Here is a 16,295-nt window from a genome sequence, read left to right on the forward strand (position 1 = left end):
CCTGCTTGCCGGGGCTTTTTTGCGTTTGGCTGCGCAGCAGGCCCCTTTCAGAATCCCGGCAGAGTGAGCGAGAGCGGTTGAATGGCTTTTTCATGTTCGAGCAGCCAGCGCTTGCGCTGCAGCCCGCCGCCATAGCCGGTCAGCGCGGCGTTGCTGCCAATGACGCGATGGCATGGCAGCACGATGCTGACGGGATTCGCGCCGTTGGCCAATCCCACCGCGCGGGTGGCCGAAGGCCGGCCCAGACGCAGCGCGAAATCCCGATAACTGAGCACCTGGCCCGCAGGGATCTCGCGCAACCCCGTCCATACCTGGCGCTGGAAATCGGTTCCACCCAAGGCCACCTGGATGTCGTCTATGCCGTTCAGCTCGCCTTCGAAATAGGCTTGCAGGATGTGACGCGCCGGCGACGCCTGGGTGACATCGCGCAGCGACAGGGCGGCCCCCTTGTACTGGCGCCGCATCAACAGCAGCATGCGCTCCTCATAGTCATGCCAGTCCACGGCACGCACGCACTGCTGTTCGTCGCTGACCAGCAGCATCTGGCCTATCGGGGTGGAGAATTTTTCCAGTTGAAAATTCAGTGCTGCCATGATGCGCCTGCCTCGGGAACGATGAAATGAATGCGCTGGCTGCCCAGCAAGGGATGGGTTGCACCCTTGATGCGGTACATGGCGCCATGGTACGCCGCCTGTCTTCATTGCCCCAGGCGGCGCATGGCCCTGACACGCTGCATGGACACTGCATCGCTGATGCAAGTGATGGCGAATCACCGCATCCATTGTCCGGCCACAGCATGCCATCATTAGGAACTGCGCATCATCACGGATGGATGCAAAGCCGAAATCACTTTCGCAATCCAGGCAAGCGAATGGAAATTCAGGCCTGCCACAGCGAAACGAATCAAGAGAAAAGTGACGATCAAAGTGTCGAAAAATCAGATGGAGCAAGAGGACATCGTCCGCTACTGGCATGCTGTCGAGCTACTACAGCCGCAACCGGCACCCAAGCTCAAGAAGCGCAGCAACATATATGGGGCGTTCCTTCACGACACGCCCATCGCGCGCCCGATTCCTCCCTGGGCACCCGAAAGCATCGCCGGCAAGCAGGAATTGCCCCCCAAACGCGTGTGGAGCCATACGCTCTATGCCCACCTGTACGACAGCCGGCTCATCGCTGACAAGCTCAAGGAGGTTTATGGTGCCGATCAGGGCTATCAGGAGCCACAGTACCGGGAGTCGGCACTGTTCGCCGCGAAGTTCAGCATGGAAGGACTGCTGATCGAGAGAAGTTTCGTTCTCTCCAGCGAGGCCTGGTTTCTCGGTCGTGTACTGGCGGGAAAGGACCTTACCTGCGGATTCGAGGAAGATCAGCGGGCCGCCGCCGAGCAGGCGCAAACGCTGCTCCACGGACAGGTGTCCGGCGATGCCCTGCGTGACCTGACCCTGTGGGTGCTGCAATTTCTCGGCGTGGCGGATTTCTTTGCCCATGTGAAACGCATGTCGCTGCGTTTTCGTTCCCAGCCCGTCAAACCCAATAAGCCCGAGCCGGAAGACGATCCCCTCAACAGCTTTCTGCTCGAGGATCTGACCACCGTCACCAACAGTCTGGGCAAAGGGGTGAGCAGCGAACCGCTGAACCAGTACCTGCGCCGCCACGATCCGCAAAAGCATCTGCATATTGACGCCGACGCCGCTTCGCTGCCGATCATCGACCGACTGATGCCCGGGGCCTATCCTTATGCTTGCTGGCCTTCCGAACGGCACATGGGGCTGGTGCATTCCCAGCAACTGGCCGTAAACACCATCCTGTCCACGCTTGCCGATGGACAGGGGCTGCTCGGAGTCAACGGCCCGCCGGGCACGGGCAAGACCACCCTGCTGCGCGACTTGATCGCCGCCATCGTCACCAACCGGGCCGATGTTCTTGCCACGCTGCGCCGTGCCTCCGACGGCTTCGCCAGCAATGCGCGCGAAGCCGGCAACTATGGCGGCAAGGAGCAGGGAGCCTTCAAGCTCAATCCGGCGCTCTATGGGTTCGAGATCGTGATTGCTTCGAGCAACAACGGCGCCGTGGAGAACGTCACGCTCGAACTGCCCCAGCGCGACAAGATTGACGAAAGCTGGCTGCCCGAGGCCGAGTATTTCGCCGACCTGGGCGAGCTCATCACGACAAAGCCGGCCTGGGGACTGATTTCCGGGGCGCTGGGCAGCAAGGCGCGACGCAGCAAGTTCGTAAAACGCTATTTCTACGGGCAACGTCCCTTCGCCAGCCAGGACAAGGCAGACACGAACGGGGAGGAGAACGGCGACGGAGAACCGGATGAGGACGATGTGGGTGTCGTCGATGCGCTGTTCGCCAACCCGGTCACCACGGCTGAGATGGATGGCGACAAAGCCACGGCGCAGCAGGAGAAAGAGCCGGAAGGCTTGATGGCATGGCTTGGCCGACACAGCGAGCTCAACAAGGAACGCACGCCGGAGCAACGTCAAGCACTATGGCAACAGGCTGTCGCTGACTATGAGGTGGCCAAGGTGCAGGCGCGCGCGGCATGCGCCGATGCCAACCGCCTGCGCGGACTGATGCAGCCCCTGCAAGACACGCGCAAGAAAGTCGCGGAGGCTGTCACAGCAGTGCAGGCGCTGGAACAGCACCTGGCAGACACAGCAGAACAACTGGCTCGACTGGATGCCGAAGAAGGCCAGCGCTCCAATGCCGGGTTCAAACATGCCCTGGACGCACTCCGGCAGCATCAAGTCGGCAAGCCTGGTTTCTGGACCAATATGCTCAGCCTATGGGGGGCTTCGCGCGCCTGGAACACTGCGCTGAAGCGATTGGAGGACGAGCGCGATCAAACCAAGGCCGAGTTTGATCGGGTCGTACGCCTCACCAAGCAGTTAGAGGCCGTCAACCAAAAGCTGGAACAACAGATCGTTGATGCGCACCACCCCCTGCAGCAATGGCGGGCGAAAGATCAGGCCCAGACACAAGAAGTCACAGAACTGGCCAGCGCCTGCCGAGCCGGCCACCTGCTGGCATGGCTGGGCGGCGGGGTCATCGGCCGCGGTGATGCCATCGAACTGGCGGAGCCATGGCGCATCGACGGCTGGCGGCAGGCCCGCGCACGCGTTTTCATTCAGGCGCTGAAGCTGCACCGGACGTTTTTGGAACTGGAAGCCTTCCGGATGCGGTCAAACCTGTTCCTGGTCAACGCGCTGTTGACCGACACCCACTTGCAGGGGTTCTCGCGCGATGCGATCCGCTCGGCCTGGGCCTCGCTGTTCATGGTCGTTCCGGTACTCAGCAGTACCTTCGCCTCGTTCTCCCGCTCGTTCCGCTCATTAGGTCCAAGCGAAATCGGCTGGCTGCTGGTGGATGAAGCCGGGCAGGCGCCTCCCCAGGCGGCGGTCGGCGCCCTATGGCGCTCCCGGCGTGCGCTGCTGGTCGGTGACCCCCTGCAACTCAAGCCCATCGTCACCGTATCCGATGCGGTACTGGAGCACATGCGCACGCACTACCGCGTCGATGCGCATTGGCTTCCCAACCGGCAGTCCGCACAGACCCTGGCGGACCAGGCCACGCCGTGGGGATACATGGCAGGACCGGCTGGCAGCAAGACATGGGTGGGGTTGCCCTTGGCGGTACATCGGCGTTGTGACAGGCCGATGTATGAACTTTCCAACCGTATCGCCTACGACGGCGCCATGGTGTTTGGAACAATTGCACCGCGCGCCGACAAAGAAACGCGTGCCAGTCTGCCAACAGGCTGGATTCACGCCAGTGGACCGTCCGAAGGGAACTGGGTACCGGCCGAAGAAAAAGCGCTGATGGCACTGCTCTCGCTGCTGAGCGAGAACGGAGTGCAGGCCTGCGACATTTCGGTCATCACCCCCTTCAAGGCCGTACAGGAGAATCTCAAGCGCCTGTTAGGCAACAAGATGGTCTGCGGGACCATCCACACCATGCAGGGCAAGGAGGCCCCGGTCGTCATCATGGTGCTGGGCGGCAATACGGAAGATTCGGGCGCGCGCGATTGGGCAGTGTCGGAGCCCAACCTTTTGAACGTGGCGGCAACGCGGGCCAAGCGACGCTTCTACGTGATCGGCGATAGAAGCGACTGGCAGAATCGCTCGCTGTTTTGCGACGTCATGGATCTCCTGCCGCCCCAGCGCATCCCAGAACGCGAAGCAGCACAGCTGCGTTCTTTCCAGAGTGCCTGATTTCACCCCCCTCGAGCACCACCGGCAGCCTGATAGGAACGACCTAGCTGGGAGGAATAGCGGTGGATACCAGCCCACTTCATCATCAGCAGGCGATCAGCCTCCCCCCCCCGGGGCGCTCCAAGCACTCCCCGCTTGAAGCGCCCGGCGCAGCCCCCTACGCCACTCGCCTCTGCCCCGCCAGCCCGCGCACCACGGCCACCAGACGATCGATTTCGTCGAAAGTGTTGTAGAACGCCAGTGAAGGCCGCACCGTGGTCTCCACGCCGAAGCGGCGCAGGATAGGCTGGGCGCAGTGGTGGCCGGTGCGCACGGCGATGCCTTCGTCGTTCAGCGCGTGGCCCACCTCTTCGGTGCTGTAGCCGTCAAGCACGAAGGACATCACGCTGGCCTTGTCGTCGGCCGTGCCGATCAGGCGCACCCCAGGGATGGTGCGCAGCTGCGCCATGCCGTAGACCAGCAGTTCGTGCTCGTAGCGCGCGATGTTCTCTATGCCGATCTTGTTGACGTAGTCGATCGCCGCGCCCAGCCCCACCGCGTCGGCGATGTTGCCGGTGCCGGCTTCGAACTTGTTCGGAATCGGCTGGAACACGGTCTTCTCGAAGGTCACATCGGCAATCATGTTGCCGCCGCCCTGCCAGGGCGGCATGTCCTCGAGCACTTCGCGCCTGCCCCAGACCACGCCTATGCCGGTCGGGCCGAACACCTTGTGGCCGGAGAACACGAAGAAGTCGGCGCCTATGTCCTGCACGTCGACCCGCATGTGCGAAATCGATTGCGCGCCGTCGACCAGGGCCTTCGCGCCCGCGCGGTGGGCGAGTTCGACGATCTGCTTGACGGGCACCACGGTGCCCAGCGCGTTCGATACCTGCGTGACGGCGACGATCTTGGTGCGGTCGTTGAGCAGCTTGCGGTATTCATCGAGCAGCACCTGGCCCGAATCGTCGACCGGGATCACGCGCAGCTTCGCGCCCTTGGCGGCAGCGAGCTGCTGCCAGGGCACGATGTTGGCGTGGTGCTCCAGGTTGCTGACGATGATCTCGTCGCCCTCGCCCACATGCTGGCCGCCCCAGCTCTTGGCCACCAGATTGATGGCCTCGGTCGTGCCGCGCACGAAGATCACTTCATTCACGTCGGGCGCGTTGATGAACTTCCTGACGCGCTCGCGTGCGCCTTCGTAGGCATCGGTGGCGCGCGCCGCGAGTTCGTGCGCCGCGCGGTGGATGTTCGAGTTCTCGTGCGCGTAGAAGTGTGCGATGCGGTCGATCACCGACTGCGGCTTGTGCGTCGTGGCGGCATTGTCGAACCAGACCAGCGGCTTGCCGTTCACGCGCTCCTGCAGGATGGGGAAGTCGCGGCGCACGGCGTTGACATCGAAGGGCTGGCGCTGGCCTTCGGTGGCCAGGGGCGCAGCGCCATGGGGCGACAGCTTGGCCGGCGTGACATAGCCGCTGGGCAGCACCACGGCATCGACGAAGTAGAACTTCGGGTCGGCCGAAGGCGCGGCGGCCTGCTGCACAGGCAGCGCTGCCGGCAGCGAAGGCTGCTCCACAGGCAATGCCGCAGGCACCGACGCCGAAGCCGACGGATGGCCGTAGCCGCTGTTCAGGAAATAAAACGGCGATGCGGCGGCGGCAGACTGCGGCGCCAGCGGCGCATTCACCTGCTGGGGCACGCCCAGCACGGAGCTGCCCGAACGCGGCTCGAAGGCCGGCGCCACGGAATACACCGTATCCGGCACGCCATTGCCTGCGACAGCGTGGGGCAGCAGGGCCGGCGCGCGATTGGCCAGCGAGGGCAGCTGGGTGGGCGATGCGGGCACCAGGTTGGCTCCCGGGATCTGCCCCTGCGCAATGGGCGTGCCCGGCACGCCGGGCCCGAAGCCGGCCGGGCTGGCCAGCGGCGAGCCCGGCGGCGCGATGTTGGACGGGAACTGCGCGCCCGGCACCAGGGCGCTGGCCACGCCCGGGATGGACGACGGCGGCGTGCCCGGCAGAGCGGAGAACATGGCGCTGGCCATGCGCGCGAGGACCTGGGGATCGAACGGTGCCTCGCCCGCCAGCGACGACGGTATGGGTAGTGTGCTCACCGCGGCTTCTTACTTGTAGGTGTCGGGATAGTCGTGGTACTTGCCGATCTCGACATCGTCGAGCACGGCCAGCGCATCGGTGGTGAGCACCGCGAGCGAGCAGTACAGCGAGATCAGGTACGACGCGATCGCGTGGTTGTTGATGCCCATGAAGCGCACCGACAGGCCAGGGCCCTGCTCGCCCGAAAGACCCGGCTGGAACAGTCCGACCACGCCCTGGCGCTTGTCGCCCACGCGCAGCAGCAGGATCTTGCTCTTGCCGTCGGCCACCGGCACCTTGTTCGACGGGATCAGCGGAATGCCGCGCCAGGTGATGAACTGCGAGCCGAACAGGCTCACCGTGGGCGGCGGCGTGCCGCGGCGCGTGGCTTCGCGGCCAAATGCAGCGATGGCCAGCGGGTGGGCCAGGAAGAAGGCAGGCTCTTTCCAGACCTTGGTCAGCAGCTCGTCCAGGTCATCGGGCGTGGGCGCGCCGGTCAGCGGGAAGATGCGCTGCTCGTCGGTCACCTGGGCCAGCAGGCCGTAGTCCGGGTTGTTGATGAGTTCGCTTTCCTGGTTTTCCTTGATCGTCTCGATGGTCAGGCGCAGCTGCTCCTTGATCTGGTCGTGCGGGCTGCTGTACAGGTCGGAGATGCGGGTGTGCACGTCGAGCACGGTGCTGACGGCGTTCAGGAAGTACTCGCGCGGATTCTCTTCGTAATCGACGAAGGTGCGCGGCAGCTGGTTTTCGCTTTCCTTGGCGGTGCAGACCACCTGGATGGACTCGGGATTCTTGACCTTGTTGACGCGGTAGATGCCCGCTTCCACCGGCACCCATTGCAGCAGATGCGTCAGCCAGCGCGGGCTGATGGTCTCGAGTTGCGGGACGGTCTTGGTGGCGTTGGCTAGCTGGCGGGCGGCGTGGTCGCCCAGGGCGGTGGTACCACCGACGGTTGCGGTCATGGAGAACTCCGGGTATCAGGAAAGGAAAGGGACTGGCACGCAGTGTCCGACGACCCGGGGTTTTGCTTCAACAGGCTATAGACGCCAAACGGATGCGCTGCGCCGCGCGCGACTGCTCGAGCTGTTCGCAGTGCGCCAGCAGCCCGGCGCCGTCCACGCCCAGCGCCAGCGCGAGCTTTTGCGCGGTGACGATGGACGGCACCACGCTGCCGCGCTCCACTTCGCCCACGTAGGAACGGTTGAGGTCGGAGCGCTCGGCCAATTGCTCCTGCGACCAGCCACGCGCTTCGCGCAGTTGGCGCACGGCCAGACCGAAATCCTGAACAAAGGCCTTCATGTACTGCCCCGTGGTGCTTTCTGCAGGCTGGCCTGCGTCACGCTGGCACCGGGCGCCACATCGTCCGTGATCCAGACATTGCCGCCTATGGTCGCGCCCCGGCCCAGCGTCACGCGGCCCAGAATCGTCGCGCCCGCGTAGATGACCACGTCGTCTTCCACCACCGGGTGGCGCGGCAAGCCCTTTTTCAGCTGCCCGTCGCTGTCGGTCGGGAAGCGCTTGGCGCCCAGCGTCACCGCCTGGTAGACGCGCACGCGCTCGCCTATCACCGCGGTCTCGCCGATCACGACGCCCGTGCCGTGGTCAATGAAGAAGCTCGCGCCTATCACCGCTCCCGGATGGATGTCTATGCCGGTCTGCGCGTGCGACAGCTCGGCCACGATGCGCGCCAGCAGCGGCAGTCCAAGCTGGTAGAGCGCATGTGCGAGGCGGTGATGGATCATCGCCAGCACGCCCGGGTAGCACAGCAGCACTTCATCGACGCTGCGTGCGGCCGGATCGCCCTGGTAGGCGGCAAGCACATCGGAGTCGAGCAGGCGGCGCAGCGCGGGCAGCGCGTTGGCAAACTGGCGCACGGCCTCGGTGGCCTGGGCCTCGATCTCGTGCGCCGGCACCGACGCATGCCGGGCGTTGAAATTCAGCTCCAGCCGCGCCTGGCCCAGCAGCTCCTGCAGCGCGGCGTCCAGCGTATGGCCCACATAGAAGTCTTCGCTCTCGTGGCGCAGGTCGGTCGGCCCCAGGCGCATGGGAAACAACGCGCCCTTGAGCCCTTCGACAATGCGCCCCAGCGCATCGCGCGACGGAAACTCCCGTCCGCCCGGTTCGCGCGAGCGCTTTTGCAGATCGCGCCATTCGTCACGCACGCCGCGCAGCGCGCGCACGATCTCGCCCACTTCGAAATTCGCCATTCGGCTTCCCCTGTTGGTTCCTGCGATGCTTCGGTTCTGGCGCGGATCAGTCCTGCACCCAGGGCAGTCCATGGAAACGCCAGCCGTCCGAGCCGCCGCGGTGCTGGCTTGCGTCGATCTCGCCCTCGAAGCCTTCGAGCACATTGAACACATGCGTGAAACCCGCCTTGGCGGCCGCCTCGGCGGCGAGCGCCGAGCGCTTGCCGCTGCGGCACAGCAGCAGCACCACCGCCTCCTTGCCGCCGGCCGCTGCCGCCTTGGCTTCGAGTTCGCGCACAAAGCGCGGGTTGCGCGTGAGCGCGGTGCCCGAGGCCCAGGCCACGTGCAGGCTGCCCGGCACATGGCCGACGAACTTGCGCTCCTCGCCCGAACGCACATCGACCAGCAGCGCACTGCCCTGCTGCACCAGTTGCCAGGCGACGGGCGGCGTAACACCGCCGGCATACGACCACCCGGCCTCTGCGGCTTCGGCCTGCGCCTGCTCCAGCGCTGCCGGCACACTGATCTCTTCGACTCCCACTGACATGTCGTCTTCTCCTTGATCTTGCTGTCGCCATTGGTGGCGATAGACCTCAATGTAGGAGCGACACCTTAAAAGACAAACAACTAAAAAATCAATTCTTAACAACTAATTCATCTGTTCCGTCGGTGCGTGGCAATCGTTCACCTATCTGCGCACGGCCCAGGTGACATCGCCGATGGCGCAAGAACGACTCCCCGTCTCGCGGACATCGATGCAGCCATGGGATCGCTGCACACCCGCGCGGGTTGTGCAATCCTTCTTGATGCCTGTGCCCGGGAACGGCGTCAAGTCATCCCCGCTTGCAGCCGGAAAGACGCACCCGGGTGATCCCCCGCAAGAAGCCGCCCTCTGGCGGGGAACAGTTTTTCCCGCAATGTGCCCTGCCGGTAACTCGTCTTGAACAGGCCCCGGTTTTGCAGCTCGGGAACCAGCAGGTCCACGATCGCCTCAAGACTCTCGGGCATCACGGTGCGCACGAGGTTGAAGCCGTCGATATCAGTTTCGCGCACCCAGTGCTCCATCTGGTCGGCCACGTCCACCGCCGAGCCGATGAAGACCGGGGCCCTGGCGCCCGCGGAAGTGAAGTCAACAAGGTCACGCACTTTGGGTGGCTGCGGGATATTACGCGTGAGGTGCTCCACGGTGGACTGGATGGCGTTGGTTTTGGCGAATGGAAGAACATCATCCAGATCCAATGGAGACAGATCCATGCCGGTCCAGCCCGAGACCAGGGCCAGTTGCCCCGCGGTGTCCAGATAGCGGTGGTACTCCGCGCGCAAGTCATGGGCTTGCGCGCCGGTGGGCGCGACGATGACGGTAGCGCCCAGCAAGGCCAGCACGTCATAGGGATCGCGCCCGGCCGCAAGCGCGCACGCGCGCAGCGCCTGTACGGCCCGTGCCGCCGATGCGGGCGTGGGACCATTGATGAAGCAGGCTTCGGCGTGCCGTCCCGCAAAGACCCTGCCGCGCTCGGAAGTGCCGGCCTGGTAGAGCAGCGGCGTGCGCTGGGGCGAGGGCTCGGCCAGTGCCCTGCCATGCACGCGGAAATAGGGACCGTCATGGTCCACTGCGTGTACGCGCTCTGGCCTGGCGAAAATGCCTGCGGCCTTGTCGCGCACCGCCGCCCCTTCTTCCCAGCTGCCTTCCCATAACTTGTAGAGCGCAGCCATGTAGTCTTCGGCGACGTCATAGCGCTCATCGTGGGCACGCAGGGCCTGCTGGCCCAGGCCGCGGGCACCGCTTTCCAGGTAGCCGGTCACGATGTTCCAGCCCAGGCGGCCATTGGTGAGATGGTCGAGCGTGGTGAAGCGCCGGGCAAAGGAAAAGGGATGGTCATTGCTCAGGCTGGCGGTCACGCCGAAGCCTATGTGCTGCGTCACCAGCGCCATCGCGGAGACGAGCATGCTCGGATCCATCTGCGGCGCTTGCGCGCCCGCGGCCAGCGCCGCATCGGCATTGCCTCCATACACGTCATAGATGCCAAAGACATCGGCGATGAAAATCCCATCGAGCAAGCCGCGCTCTGCCGTTCGGGCCATATCGGCCCAATAGGCGAGCTGGTGGTAGTTCACCTGGTTGTCGCGCGGGTGCTTCCACAGGCCTGCCCAATTGTGGGAAGGCGCGGCCATTTGAAAAGTATTGAGGCGCAGCTCGCGCCTGGACTGTCGGCTCATGCCTGTCTGTCACCCGCCACGTTGGCAGCCTGGGCCATCAGACTTGTGCCGCTGTCTTCAGCGCAGCGGTTTCCACCTGCAGGATGTCATTGAAGCGATTGAACGCGCCGCACAGTGCGGTGCGCCAGGTCAGCTCCACGATCTGCTCTTCGCTGAAATGCTGGTGCAGGCGCTCGAAGATTTCGTCGCGCGTGCGGTTCCAGCTCCGGGTCACGGCAATGGCGTACTCCACGACCAGGCGGTCCACATCGTCCAGTTCGGGGTGTTGGGCATAGTCCAGCAGGCCATGAATTCCTTGCTCCGACAGGCCTTCCACCTTCAGCTTGGGCGCGTGGTGATCGACGCAGTATTCGCACTCATTGAGCAGCGAAACGGTCACGATGGCCAGCTCCTGGTAACGCCTGGGCAGCACGCCCTCCTCGCCCAGTTGCAGCAGCAGGCTCCAGATATGCGAGAAGATGGGAAGCCGTTGTGCCATGACGCCGGACTGGTCCGCATAGTCTCCAGCCACCAGCATGCGGTCCCACAGGGGTTGCAGCGCGAGCGGCAGATCGTCACGTGATTTGCGGGTAATTCTGGACATTTTCATGTTCTCCTGGAAGGGGCGCCCAGCCGGTATTCCGGCAGCAGCCCGTTGGGTTTGAAGATCAGCATCGCCAGCAGCACCACGCCCACCAGCGACAGGCGAATGGCGGCCAGTTGCGAGCCATCGAGCCAGGGCACTACACCCGCGAGCATGCGGCTTCCTTCCAGCAGAAGAATCACCGTGAAGCCCGCCACGACCACGCCGGCATTGCTTCCGCGCCCGCCCAGAATGACGGCCATGAAGGCATAGGCCGTCAGGATGCTCGTGAACTGCGTGGGATCGATGTAGGTGTAATAGAAGGCGTGCAGGCTGCCCGCCACGCCCAATATGGCGCCGCCCAGGGCAAACGTCTTGGCGCGCACGCACAGCAGGTTCTTGCCCAGGGCTTCGGCCACGCCGGAGTCTTCTCGCGTGGCGCGCAGCATGCGGCCAAAGGGCGAGCGTGCCAGGCGCTGCAGCACCACGAACACGATGGCCAGCCAGAGCAGACAGAATCCCAGGAAGAATACATCGCGCCAGGCCTGCGGCACCAGCAGGGCAAACGGCCGCGCGATGTTCGGAATCCCCAGCGTGCCACGGGTCAGCCATTCCTCGTAACTGATGAACAGCCGCAGGGATTCGGCAAAACCCAGGGTGACGATGGCCAGGTAGTCTTCACTCAACCGTACCGAGATCAGGCTGACCAGCGCACTCACCGCCGCGGTCACCGCGATCGCCAGCAGCATGGCGGCCAGGGGCGCAACGCCCTGCTTCTCCAGCAGACTGCAGACGTAGGCTCCCAGCATGTAGAAGCCGAACAGGCCGAAATTGACCAGGCCGCCCAGGCCCCACTGCAGGTTCAATGCCAGGCCCGAAAGGGTCGCGATGACCACCAGCACCAGGGTTGCAATCAGGTAACTCGTCATTTGCTCACCCACTTGGCGCCAAACAAGCCGTGCGGACGCAGCAGCAACAGCAACGCCATGACCACAAAGGCCACGATGGTGCGGTAGTTCGGCGCAAGAATCAGCGTCGCCAGTTCCTCCGTCACGCCCAGCAACAGGGCGCCGGCCACTGCGGCCATCGGACTGGCGATGCCGCCAAGAATGGCGGCCGTGAAGACGGGCAGCAGATAGTTCCAGCCCATCTGCGGGTCCACATTCGAATCCAGCCCGATCAGCACACCGGAAAGCGATGCCATGGCAGCCGCCAGCGCCCAGACGGCAGCCCTCACCTTCTTGCGCGAGATGCCGCGCACATCCGCCAGGTCGGGGTTGTCCGCCACGGCCTGCATCGCACGTCCGAGGCGTGTGCAGCGAAAGATCAGCCACACGACGGCCAGCGCCGCGATCACGCACACCAGCGTCGTGAATTGCTCCTGGTTGACGCGCAAGCCCAGCAGGCGCGACGGGCGGGCTATTTCCACGCCAAAGCCGCGCGGCGAATTGCCCGCCACCAGGCGCACGACATTCTCCAGGATCAGGCCCACGCCCATGGATGCCACCAGCAGCGTGACGCCCGAGCGCCCGCGCAAGGGAGAGAACACCAGGAGGTCCAGCAGCAGCGCCAGCCCAATGCTCAGCGCCATGCCCGCGAGCATCGCTGCGGGCAAGGGCCAGTTGAGCGGTACGTTGAAAACGTAGACCAGATATGCGCCCATGGTCACCATGGCACCGATGGCGTAGTTGGCGAATCTGAGCACGCTGAAAACCAAGGCCACCGACAAGGCCGGCAAGGCAATGAGAAGGCCTGACACCAGGCCATTGAAAATTAGCTGCGCCAGCATCAGTGCGCCCCCAGATAAAGACTTTGAAGTTGTCCGTCCGCCAGCAGCTCCTGGCTCGCGGCACGGGCACGCACCTGCCCTGCCACCAGCACCAGTCCCTGGTCGGCAGCATCCAGGCCCAGGCGGGTGTTCTGCTCGATCATGAACAGCGTGACGCCGGTCTGCGCCACCCGCTGCACCACATCGAACAGACGCGATGCGTTCAATGGCGACAGCCCTGCCGAGGGCTCGTCCAGCGCCAGCAGGCGCGGTGAAGGCATGAGTGCTGCGCCCATGGCCACCATCTGTCGCTGACCGCCGCTGAGCAGTCCAGCCGCCACCTTCAGCTTGGGCTCGATTTCAGGGAACAGCGCCAGCACGGCATCGAGCCGCTCACGCAAGGCCTTGGCGCCGCCACGCGCGATGAACTCATGGCCCAGCTTGAGGTTGTCCAGCACCGAGAGGTTGCGAAACACATTGGCCTCCTGCGGCACGTAGCCTATGCCAAGGCGCGCCCGGCCCGGTGCATCGACAGCCGTGATGTCACGGCCTTCCCACAGCACCCGGCCCGATTGCGGGCGGATCAACCCGGTCACCACACGCATCAACGTGGACTTGCCGGAACCGTTGGGCCCCACCACCACCAGGCTGGCGCTGGGCGCCACATCCAGACTCACGCCATGCAGCACGGCGCGCGCGCCATAGCCCGCGACGACCTCTTCGAGGCGAAGTTCACCCGTCATTGCACGCCCCCCAGATACGCCTCGACCACCTGCGCGTTGGCCGCCACCTCGGCAAAGCTGCCATGCGTGAGCACGCTGCCCTGCGCAAGCACATACACCGGGTCGCACAGCGCGGCAATCATGTCCATGTTGTGCTCCACGATCGCAAAGCTCATGCCATCGGCCTGCAGACTGCGAATGAACTGCGCAATCTCGCCCACCAGCACGGGGTTCACCCCGGCGGCGGGTTCATCGAGCAGCACCAGCCGCGGCTTGAGCATCAGGGCGCGGCACAGCTCCAGCAGTTTTTTCTGGCCGCCCGACAGGCTGTCGGCCCGGTCATGCGCCAGGCGCCACAGGCCTACGCGCTCCAGCAGCGACTGGGCATGCACCATGGCCTGCTCTTCGCAGCGGCGAGATGCCGAACTGTTGAGCAACGCATGCCAGAGCTTTTCACCGGGCTGGTCGGCCGCAGCCAGCAGCAGGTTTTCCAGAACGGTGAGCGCACCGAGCTCGCGCGAGATCTGGAACGTGCGGGTCAGCCCGGCCTGGGCGCGGCGGTGCACCGACAAGCGGGTGATGTCACGCCCATCGAATATCACCCTGCCGCCCTGGTGGGCCTGCTGGCCGCCCAGGACGTTGAACAGGGTGGATTTTCCCGCGCCATTGGGCCCGACAATGCCGGTGATACCGCCACGCGCAATGCGCAGGTGGGCACCGTCGAGCGCTACGAATTCGCCGAAACCTACGTTGACATCCTGGACAGTGAGTAAATCATCTGTCTGCAGTGTCATTTGGTGGTTCCCACCAGCTTGCTCACCCCATTGAGCACGCGGTAGTGACCGTAGTCCAGATCCACCTGGTCGCCATTGGGCGCAAAGCGGAAATCGGAAGTCGCGCCCGAGTAACGGAAAGGCTTGCCTTCACGGATGAGCTTCAGACCCTGCACGGGGTCATGCACGTTCGGGCCCTGGGCGTTGACGACGTTGGCAATTTCCTTGGTGAAGTCCACGGCCTTGGCGCTCTTGGCCTTTTCTATGGCCAGCGCCAGCACGTTGATCTCATCGAACACGTTGGCACCAAAGGCCACGATCGTGCCCTCGGGCTGCTGCGTCTGCTTGAGGTAAAGCTTGTAGGCATCACTGTTGCCCACGGGCGTGGCCTGCACATGGTTCACGCCTTCGGCGGCGGCCTTGCCCACGTTCTGCACGAACTTGCCGCCGCTGTCTGCGGCATGGCTGAATGTGTAGAGCTTGCTTTCGTGGCCACTGCGATAGATCTCGCGAACGATTGCGCTGAACTCGGGGATGTAGCTCGGCAGGAAGACGGCGTCCGGCTTCTTGCTGAAGATCTTCTCCACCTCTGCGCGGTACGACGGCTGATTGGGATTGAAGTAGATGGTGTCAATCACCTTGCCGCCCAGCTTCTGGAAGCGCTCGGCAAAGGGCTTGACGGTGCTGAGCGTGAAAGGCGTCTGCAGCACCAGGATGGATGCCGTCTTGGCGCCATCCTTCGCCGCCACATTGGCGAAGGCCTGTCCCCAGTTCTTGCCATTGGTCTGGAAGCGCCAGACCAGGCCCTTGTTGTCGCCTTCGGTCAACTCGTCGGCCGAGCCCACCGGAAGCAAGGCCACATTCTTCTCCAGCGCGACAGGACGCACCGCCAGCGCCACGGCGCTGCTCCAGACCCCGGTGATGGCGACCACGCCATCCACATCAATGAGCTTGCGCGCCGCAGAGACACCGGCAGTCGGCGTCGTTTCATCGTCCGCAACCACGATCTCCAGCTGGCGACCCAGCACACCACCGTTGGCGTTGATATAAGCCGCGGCAGACTTCGCAGCGGTTTCCTCTTCCTTGCCATAAGGGCCACCGCTACCGGTCAGCGGCGCGAGCAAACCAATACGAATAGGCGCCGCTGCCGGGGTGGCGGCATACGCTGCCGCACTGCCCAAAAGACCCACAACCATGCTGACCAAGCTTGCTTTCCCCAATCCGCGCAGACCCATATCCAAATCCTCAAAAATTTGCTCTCCCAAGGCGTCCGCACATCCCGGATGTGCAGCCCAAACTCCCTGGTGCAGCGTTAAGGACGAGATTCTGCGCAGCCCCCTCGCAGATGAGAACTTGGTTTTTCAGCTTTGCAAACACGTCAACCGCATTTGTATCGACGCCTAAAAAGTGCTAGAAGAGAGCAAATAAATGCGTGAATCGCGAAGCTCCTTATCGTTGTACGGGCAGTAGATATGCCCCCAGGCGCGGTCCACGCCAACCATAGGATCGGCATAGGGGGCCTCCATTCTTGGAGGCACCCCTGCCACATCACCCGGCATGCGGATCCGCACCGGGCGGTTCGAGAGCTTGAGGTCAAGACAATCTTGGCACTCCCAGCCGGTCAAAGTACGCAATCGTCAGCACGATCTTGATGACCCCATTGCTGTTGCGCCACCAGCGACGGCCGTTGACCGCCACTTGCTTTGCAACGTCATGCGTCGCCCCCCGCGCCTTGAGTTCCCGGTAGATGGTCCCGCCTCGCTTCCAATGCTTGAGCT

At 64.0% G+C, this 16,295-nt stretch carries 14 protein-coding genes and 1 pseudogene; 1 reads left to right on the plus strand and 14 read right to left on the minus strand.

Annotated elements, in window-relative coordinates; all coding sequences use genetic code 11:
* Positions 1-47 precede the first annotated feature (47 nt).
* Complete coding sequence (locus tag GVL12_RS15820; RefSeq protein WP_159915720.1) at positions 48-542, minus strand: methylated-DNA--[protein]-cysteine S-methyltransferase; 495 nt, start codon at positions 540-542, stop codon at positions 48-50.
* Positions 543-914: 372 nt separating this feature from the next.
* Between GVL12_RS15820 and GVL12_RS15825 the strand changes: the two genes are divergently transcribed.
* On the plus strand, positions 915-4,220 hold the full coding sequence (locus GVL12_RS15825) for an ATP-binding protein (protein WP_200843803.1): 3,306 nt from the start codon (positions 915-917) through the stop codon (positions 4,218-4,220).
* A gap of 157 nt (positions 4,221-4,377) precedes the next feature.
* On the opposite strand, the gene GVL12_RS15830 is transcribed toward GVL12_RS15825, so the two are convergent.
* The 13 genes and pseudogenes from GVL12_RS15830 to GVL12_RS26600 all read right to left on the minus strand — a co-directional run.
* Positions 4,378-6,309 (minus strand): family 2A encapsulin nanocompartment cargo protein cysteine desulfurase, encoded by a 1,932-nt coding sequence (locus tag GVL12_RS15830; protein WP_306770602.1) that lies wholly within the window; start codon positions 6,307-6,309, stop codon positions 4,378-4,380.
* 9 nt (positions 6,310-6,318) lie between these two features.
* Complete coding sequence (locus GVL12_RS15835) at positions 6,319-7,251, minus strand: family 2A encapsulin nanocompartment shell protein (protein WP_159915722.1); 933 nt, start codon at positions 7,249-7,251, stop codon at positions 6,319-6,321.
* A 67-nt stretch (positions 7,252-7,318) separates the two neighbouring features.
* Positions 7,319-7,588, minus strand: a complete 270-nt coding sequence (locus tag GVL12_RS15840) for a helix-turn-helix transcriptional regulator (RefSeq protein ID WP_159915724.1) — start codon at positions 7,586-7,588, stop codon at positions 7,319-7,321.
* Entirely contained in the window at positions 7,585-8,496 is a 912-nt protein-coding gene (gene epsC / locus GVL12_RS15845; RefSeq protein WP_159915726.1) for a serine O-acetyltransferase EpsC, read from the minus strand. The genes GVL12_RS15840 and epsC overlap by 4 nt, the downstream gene beginning before the upstream one ends.
* A 46-nt stretch (positions 8,497-8,542) precedes the next feature.
* Positions 8,543-9,022, minus strand: coding sequence for a rhodanese-like domain-containing protein (locus tag GVL12_RS15850; RefSeq protein WP_159915728.1), 480 nt, complete (start codon positions 9,020-9,022; stop codon positions 8,543-8,545).
* 281 nt (positions 9,023-9,303) lie between these two features.
* Positions 9,304-10,692, minus strand: a complete 1,389-nt coding sequence (locus GVL12_RS15855; protein WP_159915730.1) for an LLM class flavin-dependent oxidoreductase — start codon at positions 10,690-10,692, stop codon at positions 9,304-9,306.
* Positions 10,693-10,729: 37 nt separating this feature from the next.
* Positions 10,730-11,275 carry a carboxymuconolactone decarboxylase family protein gene (locus GVL12_RS15860; RefSeq protein ID WP_159915732.1) on the minus strand — a complete coding sequence of 182 codons (546 nt, stop codon included), beginning with the start codon at positions 11,273-11,275 and terminating at the stop codon, positions 10,730-10,732.
* 2 nt (positions 11,276-11,277) lie between these two features.
* Positions 11,278-12,183 carry a branched-chain amino acid ABC transporter permease gene (locus GVL12_RS15865; protein ID WP_159915734.1) on the minus strand — a complete coding sequence of 302 codons (906 nt, stop codon included), beginning with the start codon at positions 12,181-12,183 and terminating at the stop codon, positions 11,278-11,280.
* A complete protein-coding gene (locus tag GVL12_RS15870) occupies positions 12,180-13,043 on the minus strand; it encodes a branched-chain amino acid ABC transporter permease (protein WP_306770603.1) in 864 nt (287 codons plus the stop codon). Before GVL12_RS15870 ends, GVL12_RS15865 begins: the two co-directional genes overlap by 4 nt.
* Positions 13,043-13,765 carry an ABC transporter ATP-binding protein gene (locus GVL12_RS15875; RefSeq protein ID WP_159915736.1) on the minus strand — a complete coding sequence of 241 codons (723 nt, stop codon included), beginning with the start codon at positions 13,763-13,765 and terminating at the stop codon, positions 13,043-13,045. Before GVL12_RS15875 ends, GVL12_RS15870 begins: the two co-directional genes overlap by 1 nt.
* Complete coding sequence (locus GVL12_RS15880; protein WP_159915738.1) at positions 13,762-14,538, minus strand: ABC transporter ATP-binding protein; 777 nt, start codon at positions 14,536-14,538, stop codon at positions 13,762-13,764. The genes GVL12_RS15875 and GVL12_RS15880 overlap by 4 nt, the downstream gene beginning before the upstream one ends.
* Positions 14,535-15,713 (minus strand): ABC transporter substrate-binding protein, encoded by a 1,179-nt coding sequence (locus GVL12_RS15885; protein ID WP_159915740.1) that lies wholly within the window; start codon positions 15,711-15,713, stop codon positions 14,535-14,537. The genes GVL12_RS15880 and GVL12_RS15885 overlap by 4 nt, the downstream gene beginning before the upstream one ends.
* Before the next feature lie 397 nt (positions 15,714-16,110).
* Positions 16,111-16,295: pseudogene (locus GVL12_RS26600) on the minus strand (group II intron reverse transcriptase/maturase); the annotation flags it as partial.

Origin of the sequence: Pantoea sp. 18069, assembly GCF_902706035.1 — a bacterium.
In the GTDB taxonomy this organism is placed as follows: Bacteria; Pseudomonadota; Gammaproteobacteria; order Burkholderiales; family Burkholderiaceae_C; genus Comamonas.